This is a genomic window from Janthinobacterium sp. LS2A (assembly GCF_036543145.1).
Taxonomy (GTDB): domain Bacteria; phylum Pseudomonadota; class Gammaproteobacteria; order Burkholderiales; family Burkholderiaceae_D; genus Janthinobacterium; species Janthinobacterium aestuarii.
The window spans coordinates 400594-422267 of the sequence record NZ_JAZHPB010000006.1 but is presented as its reverse complement, the minus strand read 5'-3'; the positions used below and the strand labels follow the sequence as shown (position 1 = coordinate 422267).

General features: G+C 62.2%; 14 protein-coding genes, 1 pseudogene and 1 riboswitch. Of the genes and pseudogenes, 2 read left to right on the top strand and 13 right to left on the bottom strand.

The features are described from left to right. Window positions 1–58: 58 nt before the first annotated feature. The 5 genes and pseudogenes from V3C40_RS19455 to hppD all read right to left on the bottom strand — a co-directional run bounded on the left by V3C40_RS19455 (window position 59) and on the right by hppD (window position 11553). Window positions 59–1878: pseudogene (locus V3C40_RS19455) on the bottom strand (M14 family metallopeptidase). 127 nt (window positions 1879–2005) lie between these two features. Continuing rightward, the gene (locus V3C40_RS19450; RefSeq protein WP_070304539.1) at window positions 2006–4729 is read right to left on the bottom strand and encodes a TonB-dependent receptor plug domain-containing protein; all 2724 of its coding nucleotides are present in this window, start codon (window positions 4727–4729) and stop codon (window positions 2006–2008) included. A gap of 162 nt (window positions 4730–4891) precedes the next feature. Beyond that, entirely contained in the window at window positions 4892–6406 is a 1515-nt protein-coding gene (locus V3C40_RS19445; RefSeq protein ID WP_331778285.1) for a S41 family peptidase, read from the bottom strand. 123 nt (window positions 6407–6529) lie between these two features. Continuing rightward, window positions 6530–10126 (bottom strand): indolepyruvate ferredoxin oxidoreductase family protein, encoded by a 3597-nt coding sequence (locus V3C40_RS19440; RefSeq protein ID WP_331778284.1) that lies wholly within the window; start codon window positions 10124–10126, stop codon window positions 6530–6532. Window positions 10127–10425: 299 nt separating this feature from the next. Further along, complete coding sequence (hppD, locus tag V3C40_RS19435; RefSeq protein WP_331778283.1) at window positions 10426–11553, bottom strand: 4-hydroxyphenylpyruvate dioxygenase; 1128 nt, start codon at window positions 11551–11553, stop codon at window positions 10426–10428. A 125-nt stretch (window positions 11554–11678) separates the two neighbouring features. Here hppD and V3C40_RS19430 point away from each other — a divergent pair, with 125 nt between their 5' ends. Next, window positions 11679–12203 carry an Lrp/AsnC family transcriptional regulator gene (locus V3C40_RS19430; protein WP_034753092.1) on the top strand — a complete coding sequence of 175 codons (525 nt, stop codon included), beginning with the start codon at window positions 11679–11681 and terminating at the stop codon, window positions 12201–12203. Here the strand turns inward: V3C40_RS19430 and V3C40_RS19425 are convergent. From V3C40_RS19425 to V3C40_RS19410, 4 genes are read right to left on the bottom strand one after another with little or no spacing between them, the layout of a single operon-like run. Continuing rightward, entirely contained in the window at window positions 12195–12908 is a 714-nt protein-coding gene (locus V3C40_RS19425; RefSeq protein ID WP_331778282.1) for a GNAT family N-acetyltransferase, read from the bottom strand. The two genes, V3C40_RS19430 and V3C40_RS19425, sit on opposite strands and share 9 nt — an antisense overlap. Continuing rightward, window positions 12905–14017: a multifunctional CCA tRNA nucleotidyl transferase/2'3'-cyclic phosphodiesterase/2'nucleotidase/phosphatase gene (locus tag V3C40_RS19420; protein WP_331778281.1), complete on the bottom strand. Its 1113-nt coding sequence runs from the start codon at window positions 14015–14017 to the stop codon at window positions 12905–12907. Before V3C40_RS19420 ends, V3C40_RS19425 begins: the two co-directional genes overlap by 4 nt. A gap of 12 nt (window positions 14018–14029) precedes the next feature. Next, the gene (locus tag V3C40_RS19415; RefSeq protein WP_331778280.1) at window positions 14030–14746 is read right to left on the bottom strand and encodes a glutathione S-transferase family protein; all 717 of its coding nucleotides are present in this window, start codon (window positions 14744–14746) and stop codon (window positions 14030–14032) included. A gap of 12 nt (window positions 14747–14758) precedes the next feature. Then, window positions 14759–16747 carry a lytic transglycosylase domain-containing protein gene (locus V3C40_RS19410; RefSeq protein ID WP_331778279.1) on the bottom strand — a complete coding sequence of 663 codons (1989 nt, stop codon included), beginning with the start codon at window positions 16745–16747 and terminating at the stop codon, window positions 14759–14761. A 104-nt stretch (window positions 16748–16851) separates the two neighbouring features. Here V3C40_RS19410 and V3C40_RS19405 point away from each other — a divergent pair, with 104 nt between their 5' ends. Next, the gene (locus V3C40_RS19405; RefSeq protein WP_331778278.1) at window positions 16852–17379 is read left to right on the top strand and encodes a 5-formyltetrahydrofolate cyclo-ligase; all 528 of its coding nucleotides are present in this window, start codon (window positions 16852–16854) and stop codon (window positions 17377–17379) included. Between the two features lie 14 nt (window positions 17380–17393). Here the strand turns inward: V3C40_RS19405 and metF are convergent, their stop codons facing one another. The 4 genes from metF to metK form a co-directional block, all read right to left on the bottom strand. Next, window positions 17394–18224: a methylenetetrahydrofolate reductase [NAD(P)H] gene (metF, locus tag V3C40_RS19400; protein ID WP_034753084.1), complete on the bottom strand. Its 831-nt coding sequence runs from the start codon at window positions 18222–18224 to the stop codon at window positions 17394–17396. Continuing rightward, window positions 18211–18567: a phage holin family protein gene (locus V3C40_RS19395; RefSeq protein WP_034753082.1), complete on the bottom strand. Its 357-nt coding sequence runs from the start codon at window positions 18565–18567 to the stop codon at window positions 18211–18213. The genes metF and V3C40_RS19395 overlap by 14 nt, the downstream gene beginning before the upstream one ends. Window positions 18568–18755: 188 nt before the next feature. Further along, window positions 18756–20180 (bottom strand): adenosylhomocysteinase, encoded by a 1425-nt coding sequence (ahcY, locus tag V3C40_RS19390; protein WP_092713571.1) that lies wholly within the window; start codon window positions 20178–20180, stop codon window positions 18756–18758. A 24-nt stretch (window positions 20181–20204) separates the two neighbouring features. Further along, a riboswitch (S-adenosyl-L-homocysteine riboswitch) is annotated at window positions 20205–20273 on the bottom strand. A gap of 123 nt (window positions 20274–20396) precedes the next feature. After that, on the bottom strand, window positions 20397–21563 hold the full coding sequence (gene metK / locus V3C40_RS19385) for a methionine adenosyltransferase (protein WP_034783537.1): 1167 nt from the start codon (window positions 21561–21563) through the stop codon (window positions 20397–20399). Window positions 21564–21674: the final 111 nt, after the last annotated feature.

Below are 21674 nucleotides of genomic sequence, written 5' to 3'. Positions count from 1 at the left end.
TGTTCCCTGCTCGTGGTGGCGGCGCCATCATCGAGCGGAGAATAGCATTTTCTTTCGATTAATCTGCGCGATTTGACAACTTCGGTGTGCGCGTCGGCGGCACTGCCAGGCCGGCAGGCGCGGCATCCGTGCGCAGCACCGGATACAGGTTCAGGCGCTCATCCCAGGAAGCATGGCGGCGGGCGAAGAATTCCAGGCGCGCGGCCGGGTTCTTGGCAAACGCGGGATCGCTGGCCAGCTTCTGATGGAACTGCGCCGCCAGCGCCGGGTCGGCCGCCAGTTGCGCGCGCGCCACGTCTTCGGCCACGTATTCTTCCATGTATTCCTTGCGCTCGAAGGCCGTATTGAAACTGCCCCAGGCCAGCAGGGAATCGGGCGCGCGCGGCTCGAGCAGGGCGACGACCAGGCGCGCCTTGGCCTGGCCGACGGGCACGTACAGGTCACCGGCGCCAACCACGCGCTCCTCTTTCTGCCACTCGCCCTGCACGGCCGCAGTCTGGCGTCCCTCGAACGACTGCGCGCCGAATTTCACAGCCGTGGCGCGGAAGGTCTCGACCGGCAGCCTGCCCGGCGCGGTAGCTAATACCTGGTACGACACGCCATGCTGGCGCAGCTTGGCCGCCACCATGGCTGCCTGCGCGGCGGGCACCAGGTAGCCGGCCTTGGGCGCTGCCTGCTGCAGGTCGGGCACGATCTCGTCGCGCAGGGGCACGTTCCAGATCTGCGGCGTGGTTTCGTCGTAGCGCGTCATCAGCGCACCCGACACTTCGGATGGCGTGCGCGTGTAGGCGTAGCCGCGAAACGCGATCATGCGGCTCTTGTCCGTCGTTTTATACGTGAGCGGCAAGGTCGTGCCGGCCAGCTGCGCGGCGCGCGCGTCCGCCTCGAGCGCCGTTTGCCGCCACTGCGCGCCATGCTGCGCCACTTGCGACAGCAGCGAGACGATGGTGTTGCGCGTGATGCGCACGCGGGTCGGATAGTCCTTCCACGAATGGGTTTCCACCAGCATGCCGAAACGGTTGCGCAGCTGGAAATAGCCATGCGAGAAGCGCGGATTCGGCGCCGAATCGACAAAACCCGATTGGGGATTGTCGTTCTCGGCAAACGAAATATAGAACGGTTTCGGATCCGAGCCCTGCTTGGCCAGGTCGGCCAGGACCTGATCGCGCAAGGCCGTGCCGGCCACGCGCAGGGCCGCATCGCCCGCATGCACGGGTTCGACCTGGATCGAGATATCGGGTTCGAACTGGGCGCCGTCGGTGACGTGCAGGTCGACATACGCCAACGGATCCCAGGCGTTCACCAGCGCCAGCATGTGCTGCATCTCGGGCGTATCGGCCTTCATGTATTCGCGGTTCAGATTATAGTTTTGCGCCGTGCTGCGCCAGCCCATTTCCACGGGGCCGCGCTGGTTCGGACGATTCCACTGGCCGAAGCGCTCGTGGCCATCGACGTTAAACACGGGCACGAACAGCAGCACCTGCTTGTCGAGCGCGCCGGGTGCCGCCTTGCCCTCCAATACTTCGCGCAACGCGAGAAACCCGCATCCTTGCCATCGATTTCGCCCGCATGGATGCCGCCCTGTATCAGCAGCACGGGCAGCTTGCGGCGTGCCGCTTCGGCCGGCGTCAGGGCGCCCGTATTCGAGACGGCCAGCGCCAGCATGGGGCGGTTTTCCGGCGTACGGCCGAACTCCACGCAGCGCACCTGCTTCGGATAGCGCGATTGGAACTGGCGGCACAAGGTTTCCACTTCCGCATAGCGGCCCGTATGCAAAAAGCCCGAGCGTTCGGCCACCGTGGTCAACGGCGAGGCGGCATACGCAGGCAAGGCAAATGTGGACAACAAGGCGGCGGACAGCAGGGCGTGGCGTAGCATGGGTCAAACTCCATCGAGAGAGAACAAGCGGGCAATTATAGGGGTGGTGGCGCGTGTAAAACTGCAGCGGAAAATAAAAAAGCCGGAACAGCGTCAGCTGCTCCGGCCTTGCTCTGGCAAGCGTGAATTACGAGCCAAAATGGTAGTTGAATTCTACCCAGCCCTGGCGTCCCTGCGGGCTGTAGCTGCCCACCGGATAGTACGGCCAGCCGCCGCTGTCGTCGCGCTTGATCTTGTCGAACACGTTGTTGACGATCAGCGACAAGGTGGCGCGGTCGTTGATGCGGTACACGGTGCTGATATTGGCCAGCGCCGTCGGCGTCAGGTAGCCGGTGCCGGCGGCGTTCGGTATCTTGCTGTAGCGGCTGACCAGCAAAGTATTCGACCAGTCGCCCGCAGCCCAGTTGACGCTCAGGTTCAGCTTGTCGCGCCAATCCGTATTGTTCAGCGATTTGAGCTCGTCGATTTCTTCGTCACCGACAAATTGCTGCGATTTATTGCTCAGCACCTTGGCGTAATTGGCCTTGAAGGCAAAGCGGCCATAGTCCGCCGTGCGCAGCAAATACTTGACGCTGACGTCGATGCCGCTGCTGCTTTGCTTGGCCGCATTGATCGGATTGACGGTGATGGTCTTGATCTCGCCGGCGCGGTTTAGGGCATTGGCCGCGAAACGCTCGACGCGGCCCAGGGTATCGGCGCAGGTAGGCGAGTTGATGTCGAGCTTGCCCAGGCGGCAATCGGCTTCGTCGCGCAGTATCTTGTCGGCGCTCAAATTCGTCACCAGGTCGTCGATCTTGATGTTCCAGTAATCGACGGAGACGTCGAAATTCGAACTTGGCGACCAGACGGCACCCACGCCGAACGACTTGCCCTTCTCCGACTGCAGATCCTTGCTACCGTTCTGCACATAGTCGGCGCCCGGCGATTTATTCGCGTAGTCGCAGTCCTCGATGGCCTGTCCGGCAGCGCCGCAGCGGTAGTAATCGGTGGTGCTCGAATAGTAACCGGTGCCGCGCGCCTTGTAGATGTAGTTCATGTCCGGTGCGCGGAAGCTGGTGGCGTAATTGGCGCGGAACAGCAGCTCCGGCGCGGGACGCAGTTCCAGGCCGCCGTTGTAGGTGAACTTGCCATCGCTGCGGCCGGCAAAGTTGTAGCGGTCATAGCGGCCAGCCAGGGTACCGGTCAGCTTCTCGTGCAGCGGCAGGTTGATCTCGGCACCCAGCGCATAGCGGGTACGCGTGCCGGCCGTGATATCGGATTTGGTGGCGACGTTGAAGTAACCGTCGTTCAGGCGCGCATCGGGCACATTGCTGAAGCCCTGCTTGCCCAATTCGGCGATGGTGGCGATCTTCGCCACGCCAGCGGGCAGCTGGAACAGGTCGCCATTCGTGGCCAGGCTCAGGGTATTCGTCCAGGCCTTGTCGTCGCTGTCGGAATTGCCCGTGATGCTGTCGAATTCGGCCGCCGTCACGCGGCGCGATAGGCGCGCCGGGTCCGGTGCGTAGATCGGCACGCCGGCGGTGTCGGTACCCAGTTTCGGGCCCAGGAAGAAGCTGTCGATATTGGCCAGCGCGCGCGGCGTGTGGCTTTCGCTCTTGTACACCGAGGCGTTGTAGTTCGCTTCATACTGCCACGACGACGTGCCGGGAATGCGGCCCTTGGCGCCCAGCGAGATGGCGGTGGCCAGGTCGTCCCACTTGCGGTTGTAGCGCTCCACGCCGCCCATTTCCTCGGGCGAGATATAGCGCGTCCAGGCTTCGTAGCGATTGGTGTTCTGGTTGCGGAAATAGCTGCTGCCCGTCGACGACGACGTCCACGTCGGGCCGCGCGTATTGTTCTCGGTCGAGTTCTTGCCGATCAGGAAGTCGGCGAACAGCGTCGTTTCCGGCGACAGCTCATAGTTGGCGCTGCCGAACACGTTCTGACTGCGGTTCTTGGTTTGCGTGGTCCAGTAGGTGGGGCCGACTTTCGGGCTGGCGCAATAGCTGCCGTTCTTCGCCTGGTACTTGACGACGCTGCCGCCGAACAGGTCGCCGAACTGGTTGCAGGTGTCGCCCAGGTCCACGTAGCTGCCCGAGGTGCCCGCCTGTACCACGCGGCGCGAGGCGATATTCGTCGGCGTGCCCGAGCGCGTGGCCATGAAATCGCGCTGCAGGCTCGACAGCGGATCGCGCTGGCTCAGCTCCACGCTGAACAGGGTATGCAGCTTGTCGAAATTGCCGCCGCCCGTCAGCTGCACGCGCTGGTTGCCGGCGCCGCCGCGCGAGGTGCCGCCCGCCTTGACGTTGATATCGAAACCTTCCGTCTGCTTTTTCAGGATGACGTTGACCACGCCGGCGATCGCGTCGGAACCATAGATGGCCGAGGCGCCACCGTTGAGGATCTCGATGCGGTCGACTATGCTCGACGGGATATTCGCCAGATTGGTGAAGTTGACCGTGCCTTCGTAGGCGACGGGGAAGTCGGCCAGGCGGCGGCCATTAAGCAGGATCAAGGTGTGGTTCGGGCCCAGGCCGCGCAGGCTGATGGTATTGGCCGACGGCGTGAACGTATTGCCGAAGTCCTCGCCTTGCGTGAAGCCGCTGTTCTGTACCTGGTTGGTCAGCGCATCGAAGACGTTCTTGTACCCTTGCTTGGTGATTTCATCGCCGGTCAGGATGGTGACGGACGATGGTCCTTCCAGGCTGGCGCGGGGAATGCGCGAACCGGTGACCACGACGGCTGGCGGGGTGGCCGCCGGCTGCTGATCCGCTGCGGGCGCTTGCGTTTGCGCGTGCGCCTGCCATGCGGAACCGCCCAGGATGGCCAGTACGGCGACGGTGAGCGGTGGTAACTTGAATTGTATAGGCATCTTTGCGCTTCTCAAGGTTAGGGAGAAGGCGAAAGATATCAAAATGCCAGTAATTACAGAACGAATGGATTCATCTTTTCATATATCAAAATTGTTATATAGAAAGATTTCTGAGCAGAAAGCCCCCCTTCCTTCACCCAGGAAGGGGGGCACAATGGGACTTTAGCGTTTCAATACAGCAATTTCCTTGTAGGCAGGACGCAGCAGCCGTGTGGCCGTGTCGGCCGGGTTCTCCATCGAACTCAACAGCCTGAGCGCGCCTGTGGCCGGACTACAGCTGCCGCTGCTGCGGTAGCGCAGCGCCGCCGCCAGCATGCCTTCGGCAGGGTCGCCCAGCTGGTTCTGGTAATCGTCGGCCACGTCGCAGGTCGGCGCCATGCCATCGGCGAAGTCGCCAAAGCCCTTGGCGTTGACGCCCTGGAACTGCACGGCGAAATACGTGGTGCCGCAATTGGGCGTGGGATAGAAACCGTAGGGCTTGCCGCACGTCGTGCCGCCGATCAGGTTGACCTGCACGTCCACGCCGCGCAAGCCGTTGATGATGGCTTCGCTGGCCGAGCAGGTATTGCCCGTCGTTAGCAAAGTCACGCGCTTGAGGCCCAGCGAGGGCAGCGGCGTGCCCTTGGGCAGAGGGTTCGGCCCGGCAAAGCCCAGGCTTTGCGCATGGAATGGCACGGGCGCCGCCGGCCGCGTCTTGTCATTGGCCAGCACCTGCTCGAAGGTCTTGCCGGTGGTGACTTGCGGGCCGGCAATCATGTAGGCAAGCTCGCTGGCGACATCGAGGTAGCCGCCGCCGTTGTAGCGCACGTCGAGCACCAGGTCGCTGATGCCGGCCGCCTGGAAGCGGCCCATGGTCTCGGCCAGTTGGCGCTCGGACACGTTGTTGTGGGTGTTGAAGGTCAGGTAGCCCACCTTGCCCGTGGGCGTGTCGATGATGCGCTCGTTTTGCACGGAACTCGTGCTGACATCCACCGCCTGCAGGCTCGCGGAGATGGGCGCGCCGTTGCGGCTGAACGCCAGCGTGTGCGTGCCTTGCGCCGAAGGGAACAGGCCCGCGTTAATGATACCCACGCTGGCAGTGTCGGGGGCATTGACGAAATCGACGCCATCGACGGTTTGCAGCGCATCGCCGCGCCGCAAGCCCGCCAGTGCCGCCGGCGAGCCTGGCTCGACGATCGTGACCACGGCCTTGCGCGGCGGCGTGGTGCGCGTCAGCGCCAGCAGCATGCCGTAGCCCAGTTCGACGCCATTGAGCGAGGCTTCCCATTCGGCCGTCGTATACGTGAAATGGAACTGGTCCTTCGGCTTGCCGGACGCCGTCGTGGCCGTCGTTTTGAGCACATCGAAATACGCCTTCGCCGTGGCAAAGCTTTGCGGCAGGTAGGTGGTCGGCACTTCGCGGTACCACAGATACGTTTCATCGATCCAGCTGCGCACCCATGTCTGCTCATCGTGCAAGGTGCCCGGCTTGTCGATGCTGCTGCCGCTGCGCGGTGCCTCGCAACGGTTCGCCACCGTGGAGGAAGCGACCAGCGCCGTCGGCCCGGTCGGCCCGGTTGGCGTCACGGGCGGCACGACGGGCGCGCTGTCGCTGCTGCCGCCTCCTCCACCGCCGCCGCAGGCACTCAACACGAATCCGAGGGAAACAACGAGGCAACGCAGGCGCAGGGAATGCATGAGAAACTTTCCAAGAAGAAATTGTCGAAAAATTATAATGCGTTTTGCCAGCAAGCGTTGTTTTCTTTAACACAAAAAAATGGCGCCCGCAGGCGCCATTGCTACAAGATCATGCGCAAACCGTTACGCCACGGTGGCCGCCACGGGTGCTGCCACGACGGGCGGCAGCGGCGTCGGCGCGTTGAAGGCGATCAGCAGACTCGCTTCCTTCTCTTTCGCCGCCTTCAAATGACGCTCCTTCACGTGGCCATAGCCGCGGATGTCTTCCGGGATGCTGGCGATGGCCACGGCTTGCGCCAGCTTGGCCGTCGTCAGTTTCGGCAGCAAGCCGCCCACCGTCGCACGGTACTCAAGAATCAGCGCGCGCTCCATCTTGCGCTCGGCCGTGTGGCCGAAGATGTCAAACGCCGTGCCGCGCAAGCCCTTGAACTTGGCCAGCACACCGAACGCCTTCATCATCCACGGGCCGAATTCCTTCTTCACCAGATGACCCTGGGCATCCGTTTTCGCCATGATCGGCGGCGCCAGGTGGAACTTGAGCTTGATGTCGCCTTCGAACATGGACGCGATCTTTGCCTGGAAGGCGCCGTCCGTGTACAGGCGCGCCACTTCGTACTCGTCCTTGTACGCCATCAGCTTGTAGAAGTAGCGGGCCACGGCTTCCGTCAGGCGCAGGTGCGGGCCATTCAGGGCGCTTTCGGCGGCGCGTACCTGGCCGACGAAATCGATGTACTGCTGCGCATAGGCGCGGTCCTGGTAGGCCGTCAGCAGGGCCACGCGCTTTTCGATGATGTCGTCGAGCGTGTCGATGCGCTTGAATTCCACCACCTTGGCCGGTGTTGTCATGCGTACCAGGCTGGCCGCGTCATGCGCACCGGCGCGGCCCCAGTTGAAGGCCGCCTTGTTGAACGCCACCGAGACGTTGTTCAAGTCGATGGCCTTCATGATGGCAGCTTCCGACAGCGGCACTTTGCCCTTTTGCCAGGCGTAGCCGAGCATGAACATGTTCGTGGCGATCGAGTCGCCCATCAGCGCCGTGGCGATCTGGCCCGCGTCGATGAAGTCCACGTGGTCGCTGCCGCACGCCTTTTCGATTTCCATGCGCGCCGAAGCGCCCGGGAATTGCCAGTCCGGGTTCTTCACGAAGGCGGCCGTCGACGAGCTGGTCGAGTTGATCATGGCCCAGCTGCGGCCTTCCCCCATGCGAGACAGGGCGTCGCGGCTGGCCGTGACGATCAGGTCGCAGCCGATCACCAGGTCAGCCGCACCCGTGCCGACGCGCGTCGAGTGGATATCTTCCTGGCGGTCCGCCAGGCGCACGTGCGACATGACAGGGCCGCCCTTTTGCGCCAGGCCGCTCATGTCCAGCACGGAACAGCCCTTGCCTTCCACGTGCGCCGCCATGGCCAGGATCTGGCCGACGGTGACGACGCCCGTGCCGCCGATGCCGGTGACCAGGATGCCGAACGGCTCGGCCGTCGAAGGAATCTGCGGTGTCGGCAAGGCCGGCGCGGCTGGCGCATCCTTGTCGGCGGCAGCTGCCTTCTTCGGCTTTTTCAAGCCGCCGCCTTCCACCGTCACGAAACTGGGGCAGAAACCCGTCGTGCACGAGAAATCCTTGTTGCAGGACGACTGGTTGATCTGGCGCTTGCGCCCCAGTTCCGTTTCCAGCGGTTCCACCGACAGGCAGTTCGATTGCACGGAGCAGTCGCCGCAGCCTTCGCACACGGCTTCGTTGATGACGGCGCGCTTGGCCGGGTCCGGGTATTCATTGCGTTTCCGGCGGCGGCGTTTTTCCGAGGCGCAGGTCTGATCGTAGATCATGGCCGACACACCGGGCATGTCGCGCAGTTCGCGCTGCACGTCCATCAGTTCCGAACGGTGGCGCACGGTGACGCCTTCCGCCCAGGCGTAATCGTCCGGGTATTTTTCCGGTTCGTCCGTGACGACGATGATGGGACCGACGCCTTCGGCGGCGATCTGGCGAGAGATAATGGCTGGCGATAGCGGACCGTCGAATTCCTGGCCGCCCGTCATGGCCACCGCATCGTTGAACAGAATTTTATACGTGATGTTCACCTTGGCCGAGACGGCCGCGCGGATCGCCAGGATGCCCGAGTGGAAATACGTGCCGTCGCCGAGGTTGGTAAACACGTGCTTCTCGTTCGTGAACGGCGCCTGCCCCACCCAAGTCACGCCTTCGGCGCCCATGTGGGTAAACGTCGACGTTTCGCGGTCCATCCATAGCACCATGTAATGGCAGCCGATGCCGGCCAGCGCGCGCGAGCCTTCCGGCACTTTCGTGGAACTGTTGTGCGGGCAGCCGGAGCAGAAGAACGGCGTGCGGTCCTTCTGCGGATCGGGTTTCACGCTGATCGCTTTGAGCACATTCTCTTTGGCTTCCAGGTAGGCGATGCGTTCCTTCACGCGCTGCTCGACCGGGTGGCCCGCGTAGTAGCGCGAAATGCGGCTGGCAATGGCGCGGGCGATCATGGCCGGGTTCAGCTCATACGTGGCCGGCAGCAGCCAGTCGCCGTGACCGGTGCCCTTCTGGTTGCTCCATTCGCCCGTATCGTCGAACTTGCCGACCACGCGCGGACGCTCGCCATCCTTCAGGTTGTACAGTTCTTCCTTCAGCGCGTATTCGAGGATTTGCCGCTTTTCTTCCACCACGAGGATTTCATCGAGGCCCTTGGCGAATTCGTGCACGCCATCGGCTTCCAGCGGCCAGGTCATACCGATCTTGTACAGGCGGATGCCGATGTCGGACGCGGTCTGCTCGTCGATGCCGAGGTCCGCCAGCGCCTGGCGCGTATCCAGATACGATTTGCCGGCCGTGATGATGCCGATGCGCGCCTTCGGGCTGTCCCAGATGATCTTATTGAGCTTGTTGGCACGCGCATACGCCAGCGCCGCATACCATTTGTAGCTGTTCATGCGCACTTCTTGTTCCAGCACCGTGTCGGGCCAGCGGATGTTCAGGCCACCGGCCGGCATCTCGAAGTCGGTCGGCAAGGTGATCTGCACGCGGTCCGGGTCGAAATCGACGGCGGCGCCCGACTCGATGATGTCGGTCACGCATTTCATCGACACCCACAGACCCGTGTAGCGGCTCATGGCCCACGCGTGCAAGCCGTAGTCGATGTATTCCTGCACCGACGACGGGTACAGCACGGGAATGCCGCAGGCGTTCAGGATATGGTCGGACTGGTGCGCGGTGGACGAGGATTTGGCCGCATGGTCGTCGCCGGCCAGCACCAGCACGCCGCCGTGCTTGGCGGAACCGGCGTTGTTCGCGTGCTTGAAAACGTCGCCGCAGCGGTCGACGCCGGGGCCCTTGCCGTACCACATGCCAAACACGCCATCGTATTTCGCGTCTTCGAACAGATTCGTTTGCTGCGTGCCCCAGACGGCCGTGGCGGCCAGATCTTCGTTCAGGCCCGGGTGGAATTTGACGTGGTGTTCATCGAGATATTTTTTGGCCTTGATCGCCGTCATGTCGACGGAGGTCACAGGCGAACCGCGGTAACCGGTGATGTAGCCGGCCGTATTCAGGCCAGCCTTCAGGTCGCGCTCGCGCTGCAGCATGGGCAGGCGGATCAGCGCTTGCGTGCCCGTCATGAAGGCGCGGCCACGCTCGAGCGTGTATTTGTCGTTCAGGGAAATCTCGGACGCGTGCGCGCCCGGCTCAAGACTCGAGCCCTTGATTGGTGCATTCATTACTTGTCTCCATTATTCTCTGTGCTACGCGTGCAAAGTCGGTTGAACTCACACGTACCGGCCGCGCTTTGTGAGCAATGCCGGTGCGGAAAAATGACTTGTTTGTCGTAGACTACCACAGGAAGGCGCACAGTTCTTTTGCTGCACTGCACTCCTGCGTTCGTACCTTTTGCTGCTTTTTAGTGCTTCTTTTTGCGGGCATGTCGGGTTACGCCAACCTGGCTAACCCGACCTACATTACTGGCCCCAGCCGTAGGTCGGCTTAGCCGGAACGGCGTAAGCCGACAAACACCACCAGCTTACGCCGCGCTCGTATCTTTCAGCACGCCGCGCTTGATCTGGTCCAGCTCGATCGATTCGAACAGGGCGCGGAAGTTGCCTTCGCCAAAGCCCTGGTCGCCCTTGCGCTGGATGATCTCGAAGAAGATCGGGCCGATCACCGTCTGCGTGAAGATTTGCAGCAGCAGTTCGCGTTCGGTTTCCGTGCTGTGGCCATCGATCAGGATGCGCAAACGGCGCAGTTCTTCCAGCTGCTCGCCATGGTTCGGCAGGCGGCGGTTGACCAGCTCATAGTACGTTTCAATCGTATCCTGGAAATCGATACCCGTATCGCGCATGCCTTGCACGGAGCCATAGATATCATCGGTACCCAGCGCGATATGCTGGATGCCTTCGCCGTGGTACTGATCCAGGTATTCGGCGATCTGCGACTTGTCGTCCGACGATTCATTGATCGGGATGCGGATCTTGCCGCACGGCGAAGTCATGGCTTTCGACTTCAGACCAGTATGCTTGCCTTCGATGTCGAAGTAGCGCACTTCGCGGAAGTTGAACAGGCTTTCATAGAAATTCGCCCATTCCTTCATGCGGCCACGATGCACATTGTGCGTCAGGTGGTCGATATAGGTCAGGCCATGGCCAACCGGGTTGGCGACGGCGCCGGGAATGGCGACGAAGTCGACGTCATAGATGCTGATGTCGCCAATGCCGCCCGGAGCGGCCGCGTCCGGCTTGTCGGCGCCCTTGCCGCGCCAGCGGTCGACGAAGTACAGCAGGGAATCGCCGACGCCCTTGATGGCGGGGATATTCAGTTCCATCGGACCTGTTTTATTGTCGAAACCCCAGGCGCCCAGTTCCAGCGCGCGGCGGTACACGAAGGCTGCGTCGTCGACGCGGATGGCGATGGCGCACACGGACGGGCCGTGATGGCGGGCAAAACGCTGCGCGAACGAATCTTGTTCGGCATTGATGATGAAATTGATGTCGCCCTGACGGTACAGGGTCACATCCTTGTGGCGGTGGCGCGCGATGGCCGTGAATCCCATGTTCTCGAACAGCTTGCCCAATGCTTTTGGGTCTGGTGCTGCATACTCGACGAACTCGAAACCATCGGTACCCATCGGGTTATCCCAAGGCTGAAATTGCATGATGTCTCCTCCAAGAAGTAGCGCACAGTATAGGCGTGGGTCACGGGCATTAAATGCCAAAGATCTCCCGAACAATCATGATTTGCGCAATAATATTGCGTGAAACACGAACCACCGGAGGAAGCATGAGCAAAATTACGCTGGATAAAACGGACCGCAAGATCCTCGCCGTCCTGCAGGCCGATGGCCGCCTGTCGAATCAGGACGTGGCCGAGCAAGTCAGCCTGTCGCCGTCGCCATGCTTGCGCCGCGTCAAACGGCTGGAAGAAGCGGGCGTGATCCGCCAGTACGTGGCTTTGCTGGACCCGGAAAAGATCGGCCTGGGGCTATTGGCTTATGTCAACGTGCGGCTGGAAAAGCACAGCGACGCCACGGCCCACAGCACGGCAAGAGTGCTGGCGCCGAATCTGGTGACGAACACGTCGCCGCGCGCCGACTTTGCCGTGGCGGTGGCGCAATGGCCGGAAGTGGTGGCCTGCTATGCGATGACGGGCGAAATGGATTACCTGCTGCGCGTGCACGTGGAAGACATGGAGCACTTTTCGCGCTTCATGATGGCGACCCTGCTGCGCCACCCGGCCGTGCTGGACGTGAAGTCGAGCTTTGCCTTGCAGCGCATCAAGGATACGACGGCCCTGCCCTTATTGTGACGGCGGTGACGGCGGCCCGGGCTTCTTCTTGCGCCCTGGCAAGCGGTCCCACAACTTGAACGCGGCGCGCGCGTTGGCCTTGAACGTGTAGTCGAACATGGCGAATTGCTCCTGCACGGCTTCCTGCAGCATGCTGCTCGGATTCGGCGGCAACAGTTTCAGATAGGCATCGGCTTCGCCATAGTCGCGCTGGATTTCCATGCCCGCCTTCTTGGCGATATGCATCATCGTCTTGTTTGACGACAAACAATGCATGTACAGGGTATCGACATCGTTGTTGCGGCAGTGAATTGCCGCCCGCTCGAACAGTTTCGACCCCACGCCCATGCCGCGCATGGATTTCGATACGGACACGCCAAACTCGGCCACCTGCTCCTTGTCCGTCACGACGCTTTTCGCCGGCGACGTGTCCTTCGGCGCGAACGCCAGATGCCCCACGCCCACCAGCTTGAACAGGCTGTTGTAGACGCCGTAGACCATGTCGCGCGAGAAATCCATCTTTTGCACGTACTGGGCGACGAGCTCATCGGGCAAGGCGCTGCCGAAGCGCAGCAGGCGGTCGCTTTTCTCCAGATTCAGGAAATGCTTCATCATGCGGCGCCGGTCGCGCTCATGCAATTGCTTGACGAGCACGGTCGGACGCCCGCCGCCGCTGCGGCTGAGCCAGCGGCGAAACGGGTTCTGGAACAATTTGGGCAGGCTCATGGCAGCTCCGTGCCGCTGATCGCGTTCGTGACGGCCTCGACCCGCGCCGCATGGATGACTTCGGGAATGCGCTTCGGTTCCTGTGCGCAAGCTTGTGCCAGCGCACCCGCATCGACGCCGCGCACGGCCGCCAGCATGGCTTGCAGCCAAGCCGACTGTGGGAACGCATGACCCTGGGCCTGCACGTCGCAGCCGATGGCGTCCAGCATCTGCACGAAGCGCTGCGGCTTGCGCAAGCCGTCGCAGCGTTCGCACAGGCTGACGATGGCTTCGGCGCTCAAATCCAGCGCACCGGCAACGACAGCCTGCTCGCGCGCCGCCATCACGGCCAGCTCGCGGCAATCGTTGGGCACGCGCAGGCGCTCGCTGAGCACATTGATCTGCTCAAGCGGCACGGCCAGCATCAGCACGGCAAAGCGCACGCACAGTGCGTGGCCCGCGCCCGCCGCCCTGTCGATCACGCGCAGCAGATGGTCGTTGATTGCCAATTCCGGCAGGATGCGCGCCAGGGCGCCGCACTCGTGCAACACCGTCAGCATGCGCGACGGCCGCGCTTCCATCAACCCTTTCGCCACTTCCTGCCACACGCGCTCGGCCACCAGGGCGTCGACTTCGCCGTCCAGCACCATCTGGCGCATGAGGGCCATGGTGGCGGGCGCCACCGTAAAAGTATCGAAACGGGCGGCAAAGCGGGCCAGGCGCAAGATGCGCACGGGGTCTTCGCCGAACGCGTCGGAGACGTGGCGGAACACTTTGTTTTGAATATCGTCAATGCCGCCGAACGGGTCGGTCAGGCTGCCGTCCTCGGCCTGCGCGATGGCGTTGATGGTCAGATCACGGCGCACCAGGTCGTCTTCCAGGGTGACGTCGGGCGCGGTGTGGAAGACAAAACCCCGGTAACCGGGGGCAGTCTTGCGTTCCGTGCGGGCCAGCGCGTACTCTTCCTGCGTCTTCGGATGCAGGAAGACGGGGAAATCCTTGCCCACGGGCCGGAAGCCCCGGCGCAGCATGTCGTCCGGCGTGGCGCCGACGACGACGTGGTCGTGGTCTTTCACGGGCAAGCCCAGCAGTTGGTCGCGCACCGCGCCACCGACCGTGTAAATCTTCATGATAAACGTCTCTTAATCAGGCAGTTCCGCGTCGTGCTTGGGCGCCGTTTCCGTCTCCGCCAGCGCTTCCGTAATCCAGCGGGCCACGGCCGGGTGCGCCTGCACGCGCTCGCAATACGCGTTCAGCGCCGGCGCCAGGCTGACGCCATACGTGCGGAAACGCATGACGACGGGAGCAAAGTACGCATCGGCGATGGAAAAGTCGCCGAACAGGAACTGGTGGTGGCCAAAACGCGATAAACACTCTTCCCATATTTCGCTGATGCGGCCGATGTCGGCCTGCGCGGCGGCCGTGCGGCCCCGTCCCGGCAACTTGGCCTTGATATTCATCGACATGTCCGTACGCAAGCCGGTGAAGCCCGAGTGCATTTCCGCGCAGACACAGCGCGCCATGGCGCGCGCGGCCACGTCTTGCGGCCACATGTGTTTATCTGGAAACTGCTCGGCCAGGTATTCGCAGATAGCCAAGCTGTCCCAGATCGTGATCTCGCCCGCCAGCAGCACGGGAACCCGGCCGCAGGCCGAATACTCGGCGATTTTGGTGGCCGTGTCATTCTGGTCGAGCAGCACGCGCACTTCCTGGAATGGGATGCCGAACGCCGTCATGGCCACCCACGGGCGCATCGACCACGATGAGTAATTCTTGTTGCCGATGATGAGGGTCAGGCCCGGCTCGCGCGCGGCGGCCAGGGTTTGCGTCAGGCTGGGATCAAGGATGGTCGTCTGCATGGTCGGGTATCTTTAGTTGGATGAGGGCAAGTCGGCCGCGATGGCGCTGTTTTTTGGGCCGACGGTGCCCAGGCGCGCCTTCAGCGATTGCGGGCTCTTCTCGAACAGGGCCGCGTAATACGTGGCGTTGGCCATCACGTTTTTCACGTAGCCGCGCGTTTCCGTGTACGGAATGATCTCGGCGAAGACGGCGCCTTCCAGCGGACGCGTCATGGTGGCGCGCCAGATGCGCAAGCGCCCCGGTCCCGCATTGTAGGCGGCGCTGGCCAGCACTTGCGAACCGTCCAAGCCGCCAAGCACCATGTTCAGGTAATTCGTGCCCAGCAAGACGTTGGTGCGCACGTCGCTCAAGGTTTCCGTGACGAAATCCGTCAAACCGATTTTCTTGGCCACATAGCGGGCCGTCGACGGCATCACCTGCATCAGGCCGGATGCGCCCACGTGCGACTGCGCATCCATGATGAAGCGCGATTCCTGGCGGATCAGGCCATACACCCACGCTTTGTCGAGACCCAGGGTTTGCGTGGCCGGGTGCATGACGTCGTCGTGCGGCGTCGGATAGCGCTGCGTATAGTCCACTTCCAGGCGCGTGCGGTCCGAGGTGTTGACCATGCGGTCGAGCACATTGTTCTGGCGCGCAAATTCCGCAGCCGCCAGATGCTGGCGGTCCGTCATCGAACGCAATTCCCAGTTCCACTCGCGCGTGCCTTCGAAGCGCAAGCGCATGTTGAAAAATTTCAAGGCGCGCTGCAAACCCGGATTGGCGGCCATGGCGGCGATTTCCGCCGGCGTAATGGGCTGGCCCGGCGGCGGCAGCACCAGATGGTTGCCCAGTTCCTCATTGGCCAGCAAGCCATAGAAATTCGATTGTTCACTGATCGTGCGGTACAGGGCATCCGCTTGCGCGTTCGGGCGGCCCGGCGTTTCCGCCTGCTGCGCGCGCGCCAGCCAGTAGACCCAGGTCGGATCGGCGCGCAGGGACGCCGGCATGGCCTGGATGGACGACTTCACCACAGGCCAATTGCCTTCACGCAAGGCGATACGCGCCTTCCACTGCATCTGTTCCAGGGTCAATGGCGCGCCATTGGTTTTTTGCCAATATTCAAATGCTTCCGGCGCCAGCGAATACGACGCTTGCAGGGCCAGGCTGGCCCAGCCGATGGCCTGTTCCTGCGCCGTCAGCTGCGCACTCGCCTTTTGCAGGGCGACGACGCCCAGCTTCAAGGTGCTTTTCGCCATGCGGCCGACAGCCACCAGATACATCTCGTGGTCGGCGCGACTTAGACCCGCGCCCTTGGCCAGCACCAGCGCCGGCAAGTCGATCGCTTGCGCCATCTTCGCGTCGGACGCGCCCAGCAGCAGCGCGATGCGGCGCGCCGGGCCCGTGGCGTTGGTCTGGCCCGCCAGGCGGATCTGCGCCCACAGGTCGTTCGTGTCGAACTGGCCGTTTTGCGCCAATGCCGCGATCAGGCTGCCGCACGCTTCGCCATAGCCGGGCGGCGAGACGAGCAGGTTGCGCGCCTCGGCCGCCACGTTCTGGCCCTTGGCCGCGCGCGACATCAGCGCGTAGCACTTGAGCTGGGTGTCGTCGTCGAGGGCGAATTGCGGGTATTGTTCATCGAACACGACCCAGTCGCGCTTGCGGCCCAGCTCCAGCAGCCAGTCGTTGCGGAAACGGTCGGCGATGGCGCTGCCCTTGTAGCGGTTCAGGTAATCGCGAAATTGCGCCTCGGTCAGCAGTTTGATGCGCGGTTTCAGCCGATAATAGTCAACATACGATGGAATCTGGTAATTCGTCAGGCGCCCCGCATAAAAGTCGGCTTTTTCGACGTCATCCTTGCGCGCGGCGTCGCGCAGCAAGAGGAAGGCATCGTCCTCGCTGCGCGTGTCGGGGGCGGCTGGGGATACGGTGGTGGAAACCTGGGCCAGGGCGGCCAGGGGAGACAAGGCCGATGCAACACACAGCATCGTGCCGGCAATCCATTTCAGTGGGGAAATCAATGTACGACTCTCAATCTTAACTTGATGGTGATATGAATAGCGACCCTAGAATAACATGCGATCCGGCTACACGGCCACCCATTGCGCCACAGGAAAAAGCCGGCTTGCGCAAAGCCTTGCTGGCGGCCCGGCGCGCCCTGCCCGACGCCACGCGCGCGGGGTGGGATGCGGCCATCGCGCTGCGCCTGCTCAACTGGTGCGCACAGGAAAACGTCAAGGAACTGGGCGTGTACTGGCCCCTGCATGGCGAGCCGGACTTGCACGGCGCGTACGCGCAGCTGGCCGCGCGCGGCGTGCAATTAAGCTTGCCGGTAGTGCTGGAAAAACATGCGCCGCTGGCCTTTTCCGCCTGGACGCCGGGCGAGCCCATGGTCAAGGATGGCATGGGCGTGGCCGTGCCGGCCCGGCTGCGCCTGCGCCCGGCGCCCGCCACCCTGCTTGTGCCCTGCCTGGGTTTTAATGAGCAACGGTACCGGCTCGGCTATGGCGGCGGCTACTACGACCGCACCCTGGCGGCCACGCCGCGTCCGCGCACGCTCGGTATCGCCTATGCCTGCCTGGCGGCCAGCTTTCCCAACGGCGAATACGACATCGCCCTCGATCACATCGTGACCGAGGGCGATCTGTACTGACGAGTCAGGACGGTTTATTTCACCAGGCGCTGCCACAGTGCGGTCGTGGGCGCCGCCTGGTTCATGCTATAGAAATGCAAGCCTGGTGCGCCGCCTTCCAGCAAACGTTCGCACAAGCCCGTCACCACGTCCAGGCCGAAGGCCTTGATGGATGCGCTGTCGTCGCCGAAGCTGGCCAGTTTCAGACGCACCCAGCGTGGAATTTCCGCACCGCACATGTCCGAAAAGCGCATCAGCTGCGTGTAGTTCGTGATCGGCATGATGCCGGCCACGATGGGCACGTTGATGCCCATCTTCTGTGTCTGCTCGACAAACTGGAAATACGCGTCGGCATTGTAGAAGTACTGGGTGATGGCCGCATTCGCGCCGGCCTGTACCTTGCGCGCGAACGCGTTCAAGTCGTCCTGCGGCGAACGGGCTTGCGGGTGCACTTCCGGATAGGCGGCCACTTCGATATGGAAATGGTCGCCCGTCTCGGCGCGGATGAATTCCACCAGCTCGTTGGCGTAGCGGAACTCGCCCGAAGCGCCATAGCCGCTGGGCAAATCGCCGCGCAAAGCCACGATACGCTTCACGCCAGCCGCCTTGAAGTCGGCCAGTACGGCGCGGATCGATTCGCGCGAACCACCGACGCAAGACAGGTGCGGTGCGGCCTGTTCGCCGGCCGCCAGGATCTCGCGCACGGTGTCCAGAGTACCCTGCTGCGTTGTACCGCCGGCGCCAAACGTCACCGAGAAATACTTCGGATGCAATTCAGACAACTTGACCCGCGTGGCGCGCAGCTTTTCCGCCCCTTCCGGGGTTTTCGGCGGGAAAAACTCGATACTGAAATTATGCTTTTCCATCGTCATTACTCAAAAGTAAGGTCGACAGGGCCCAGGAAATGACGCTGTACAGCAATGCACCACCCACGGCCGACCAGAAACTGGCGACATGGAAACCATCGATCACCTGCGCCACCAGCCAGAACATGAAGCCGTTGATGATGAAAATGAACAGGCCCAGCGACAAGAACGTCACGGGCAGGGTCAGCAGGATCAGCAAAGGACGGATCAGCGCATTGACCAGCCCCAGCACGGCAGCGGCCAGCAGCGCAGTCCAGCCGCTGCTCATCGTCACCGAGTGCATCAAATAAGGGACGGCAAACAGGGCTGCCGCATTGATAAACCAAATCAGTAGCAAGCGCATTTCTCTAGCCTGTCAAAGAAAGTCAGGCCGGCAATAGCCGGCACAAAAGATATACCGATCAGTCTTGTTGCCTCAGGAACCGTAGCGAGCGGATGCGCGGCGTGGCCGAGAAGCGCAACTGTGCTTTAGCACAGTGAGCATCGCCGGCCGCGCCCCGCGCCGCGCCGTAGGTTCCCGAGGCAACCATCTTAATAGCGGTAGTGCTCTGGCTTGTAGGGGCCTTCCGTGCGCACGCCAATGTAGTCGGCTTGCTCTTGCGTCAGTTCCGTCAGCTGCGCATTCAACTTTTTGAGTTGCAGGCGGGCGACTTTTTCGTCCAGGTGTTTTGGCAGGGTGTACACGCCGACCGGGTAGTTGGCCGTGTTTGCGTACAGTTCGATCTGGGCGATCGTCTGGTTGGCGAACGACGAGCTCATCACGTACGACGGGTGGCCCGTGCCGCAACCGAGGTTGACCAGGCGGCCTTCGGCCAGCAGGATGATGCGGCGGCCCGACGGGAAGATGATGTGGTCGACTTGCGGCTTGATGTTTTCCCACTCGTATTGCTTCAGCGAAGCGACGTCGATTTCATTGTCGAAGTGACCAATGTTGCAGACGATGGCCTGGTCTTTCATGCGCGTCAGGTGATCGTGCGTGAGGATGTGATAGTTGCCCGTGCAAGTGACAAAGATGTCGCCGTGTTCGCAGGCGTAATCCATGGTCACGACGCGGTAGCCTTCCATCGCCGCCTGCAGTGCGCAGATCGGATCGACTTCCGTCACCCATACTTGCGCCGACAGGGCGCGCATGGCTTGGGCCGAACCCTTGCCGACATCACCGTAACCGGCGATAACGGCCACTTTGCCGGCGATCATCACGTCGGTGGCGCGCTTGATGCCGTCGACCAGGGACTCGCGGCAGCCATACAGGTTGTCGAATTTCGATTTCGTGACAGAATCGTTCACGTTGATCGCAGGGAAAGCCAGCTTGCCTTCCTTGTGCATCTGATACAGACGGTGCACGCCGGTCGTCGTTTCTTCCGTCACGCCGAGGATTTCCGGCAGACGCTTCGAATACCAGGTCGGGTCGGCCAGCAAGTGCTTCTTGATCGAGTTGAACAGGCAGATTTCTTCGTCCGAACCGGGGTTGGCCAGCACCGACAGGTCGGTTTCCGCGCGCACGCCCAGGTGCAGCAGCAGGGTGGCATCGCCGCCATCGTCGAGGATCATGTTCGAGTAGACCGCCTTGCCGTCCACGTTCGGCCATTCGAAGATGCGGTGCGTGTATTCCCAGTAGTCGTCGAGCGACTCGCCCTTGACGGCGAACACAGGCGTGCCGGCGGCAGCGATGGCGGCAGCGGCGTGGTCTTGTGTCGAGTAAATGTTGCACGATGCCCAACGCACTTGCGCGCCCAGTGCTTCCAGGGTCTGGATCAGCACGGCGGTCTGGATGGTCATGTGGATGGAACCGGTGATGCGCGCGCCTTTCAAAGGCTGCGCTGCCGCGAATTCTTCGCGGATGGCCATCAGGCCAGGCATTTCCGTTTCAGCAATCTTGATTTCTTTGTCGCCCCATGCGGCCAAGGTGATATCGGCGATGGTGTAGTCGTGTTGCGATTTGAGTACGGCGTTCATCACGCCCTCCTTTCAGTTGAAAAAGGTACGTGAGCGCAGTTGCAGGATATTCCGAGCCTGGCGAATTTCTTCGTCGCAACGCTCCTCGGACGGGGGATTTTAACATTGTCAAGGCCGGTACGCCAGCTTGTTCGCCATACATTGCCATGTAACAACACATAAAAAAAGCGCCCACGGCCAGATGGCCGGGGCGCTTTTCTTGCAAGTCGAACTAGATTACTTCAGGCCGGCGGCGTCGCGCAGCAGGGCGACCTTGTCCGTGCGCTCCCACGTGAATTCCGGCTCTTCGCGGCCGAAATGGCCGTAGGCGGCGCTCTTCTGGTAGATCGGGCGCAGCAGGTCGAGCATTTGCACGATGCCTTTTGGACGCAAATCAAAGTGCGCCAGCACCAGCTTGGCGATTTCCGCGTCTGGAATCACGCCCGTGCCTTCCGTGTAGACGGTGATGTTGATCGGCTTGGCCACGCCGATGGCGTAGCTGACCTGCACCTGGCATTGGCGCGCCAGGCCGGCTGCGACGATGTTTTTCGCCACGTAACGGGCCGCATAGGCTGCCGAACGGTCGACTTTGGATGGATCCTTGCCCGAGAACGCGCCGCCGCCGTGCGGGGCTGCGCCACCGTAGGTGTCGACGATGATCTTGCGGCCGGTCAAGCCGCAATCGCCTTGCGGACCGCCGATGACGAAACGGCCCGTCGGGTTGACGAGGAATTTGGTCTCCGTCAGCCATTCACGCGGCAGGATCGGCTTGATGATTTCTTCGATGACGGCTTCTTCGATCTGCTTGTGCGAGATTTCCGGCGCATGCTGGGTCGACAGCACGACCGTGTGCACGCCGACGGGGCGGCCATCGACGTAGCGCAGGGTCACTTGCGATTTCGCATCCGGACGCAGCCATGGCAAACGGCCATCCTTGCGCAGCTGCGACTGGCGCTCGACCAGGCGGTGCGCGTAGTGGATGGCGGCAGGCATCAGCTCGGCCGTTTCATCGCAAGCGTAGCCGAACATCAGGCCCTGATCGCCAGCGCCTTGATCCAGGTCAATGCCCGCACCTTCATCGACGCCTTGCGCGATGTCGGGCGACTGCTTGTCATAGGCCACCAGCACGGCGCAGCCCTTGTAGTCGATGCCGTATTCCGTGTTGTCGTAGCCGATGCGTTTGATGGTTTCGCGCGCAACTTGAATATAATCCACATTGGCGTGCGTGGTAATCTCGCCAGCCAGCACCACCAGGCCCGTGTTGCACAGGGTTTCGGCAGCCACGCGGGCGGCTGGATCCTGGGTCAGGATGGCGTCAAGGATGGCGTCGGAAATTTGATCGGCAACCTTGTCGGGATGGCCTTCCGAAACGGATTCGGAAGTGAAGAGATAGTCGTTTGACATTGCAAGCTCCTGTTTACTATGTGAATGTTCTGTCGCAGTAAAGAGGATTTTGCCTGCGACGCTTTAGCGATATTTATATTCCGCTTCGCAAGTTGTCTATTAACTCAGCGG

Coding starts and splice junctions, on each gene's coding strand:
- V3C40_RS19450 (WP_070304539.1), bottom strand. CDS start 4,729: ATGCCTATACAATTCAAGTTACCACCGCTCACCGTCGCCGTACTGGCC.
- V3C40_RS19445 (WP_331778285.1), bottom strand. CDS start 6,406: ATGCATTCCCTGCGCCTGCGTTGCCTCGTTGTTTCCCTCGGATTCGTG.
- V3C40_RS19440 (WP_331778284.1), bottom strand. CDS start 10,126: ATGAATGCACCAATCAAGGGCTCGAGTCTTGAGCCGGGCGCGCACGCG.
- hppD (WP_331778283.1), bottom strand. CDS start 11,553: ATGCAATTTCAGCCTTGGGATAACCCGATGGGTACCGATGGTTTCGAG.
- V3C40_RS19430 (WP_034753092.1), top strand. CDS start 11,679: ATGAGCAAAATTACGCTGGATAAAACGGACCGCAAGATCCTCGCCGTC.
- V3C40_RS19425 (WP_331778282.1), bottom strand. CDS start 12,908: ATGAGCCTGCCCAAATTGTTCCAGAACCCGTTTCGCCGCTGGCTCAGC.
- V3C40_RS19420 (WP_331778281.1), bottom strand. CDS start 14,017: ATGAAGATTTACACGGTCGGTGGCGCGGTGCGCGACCAACTGCTGGGC.
- V3C40_RS19415 (WP_331778280.1), bottom strand. CDS start 14,746: ATGCAGACGACCATCCTTGATCCCAGCCTGACGCAAACCCTGGCCGCC.
- metF (WP_034753084.1), bottom strand. CDS start 18,224: ATGGAAAAGCATAATTTCAGTATCGAGTTTTTCCCGCCGAAAACCCCG.
- V3C40_RS19395 (WP_034753082.1), bottom strand. CDS start 18,567: ATGCGCTTGCTACTGATTTGGTTTATCAATGCGGCAGCCCTGTTTGCC.
- ahcY (WP_092713571.1), bottom strand. CDS start 20,180: ATGAACGCCGTACTCAAATCGCAACACGACTACACCATCGCCGATATC.
- metK (WP_034783537.1), bottom strand. CDS start 21,563: ATGTCAAACGACTATCTCTTCACTTCCGAATCCGTTTCGGAAGGCCAT.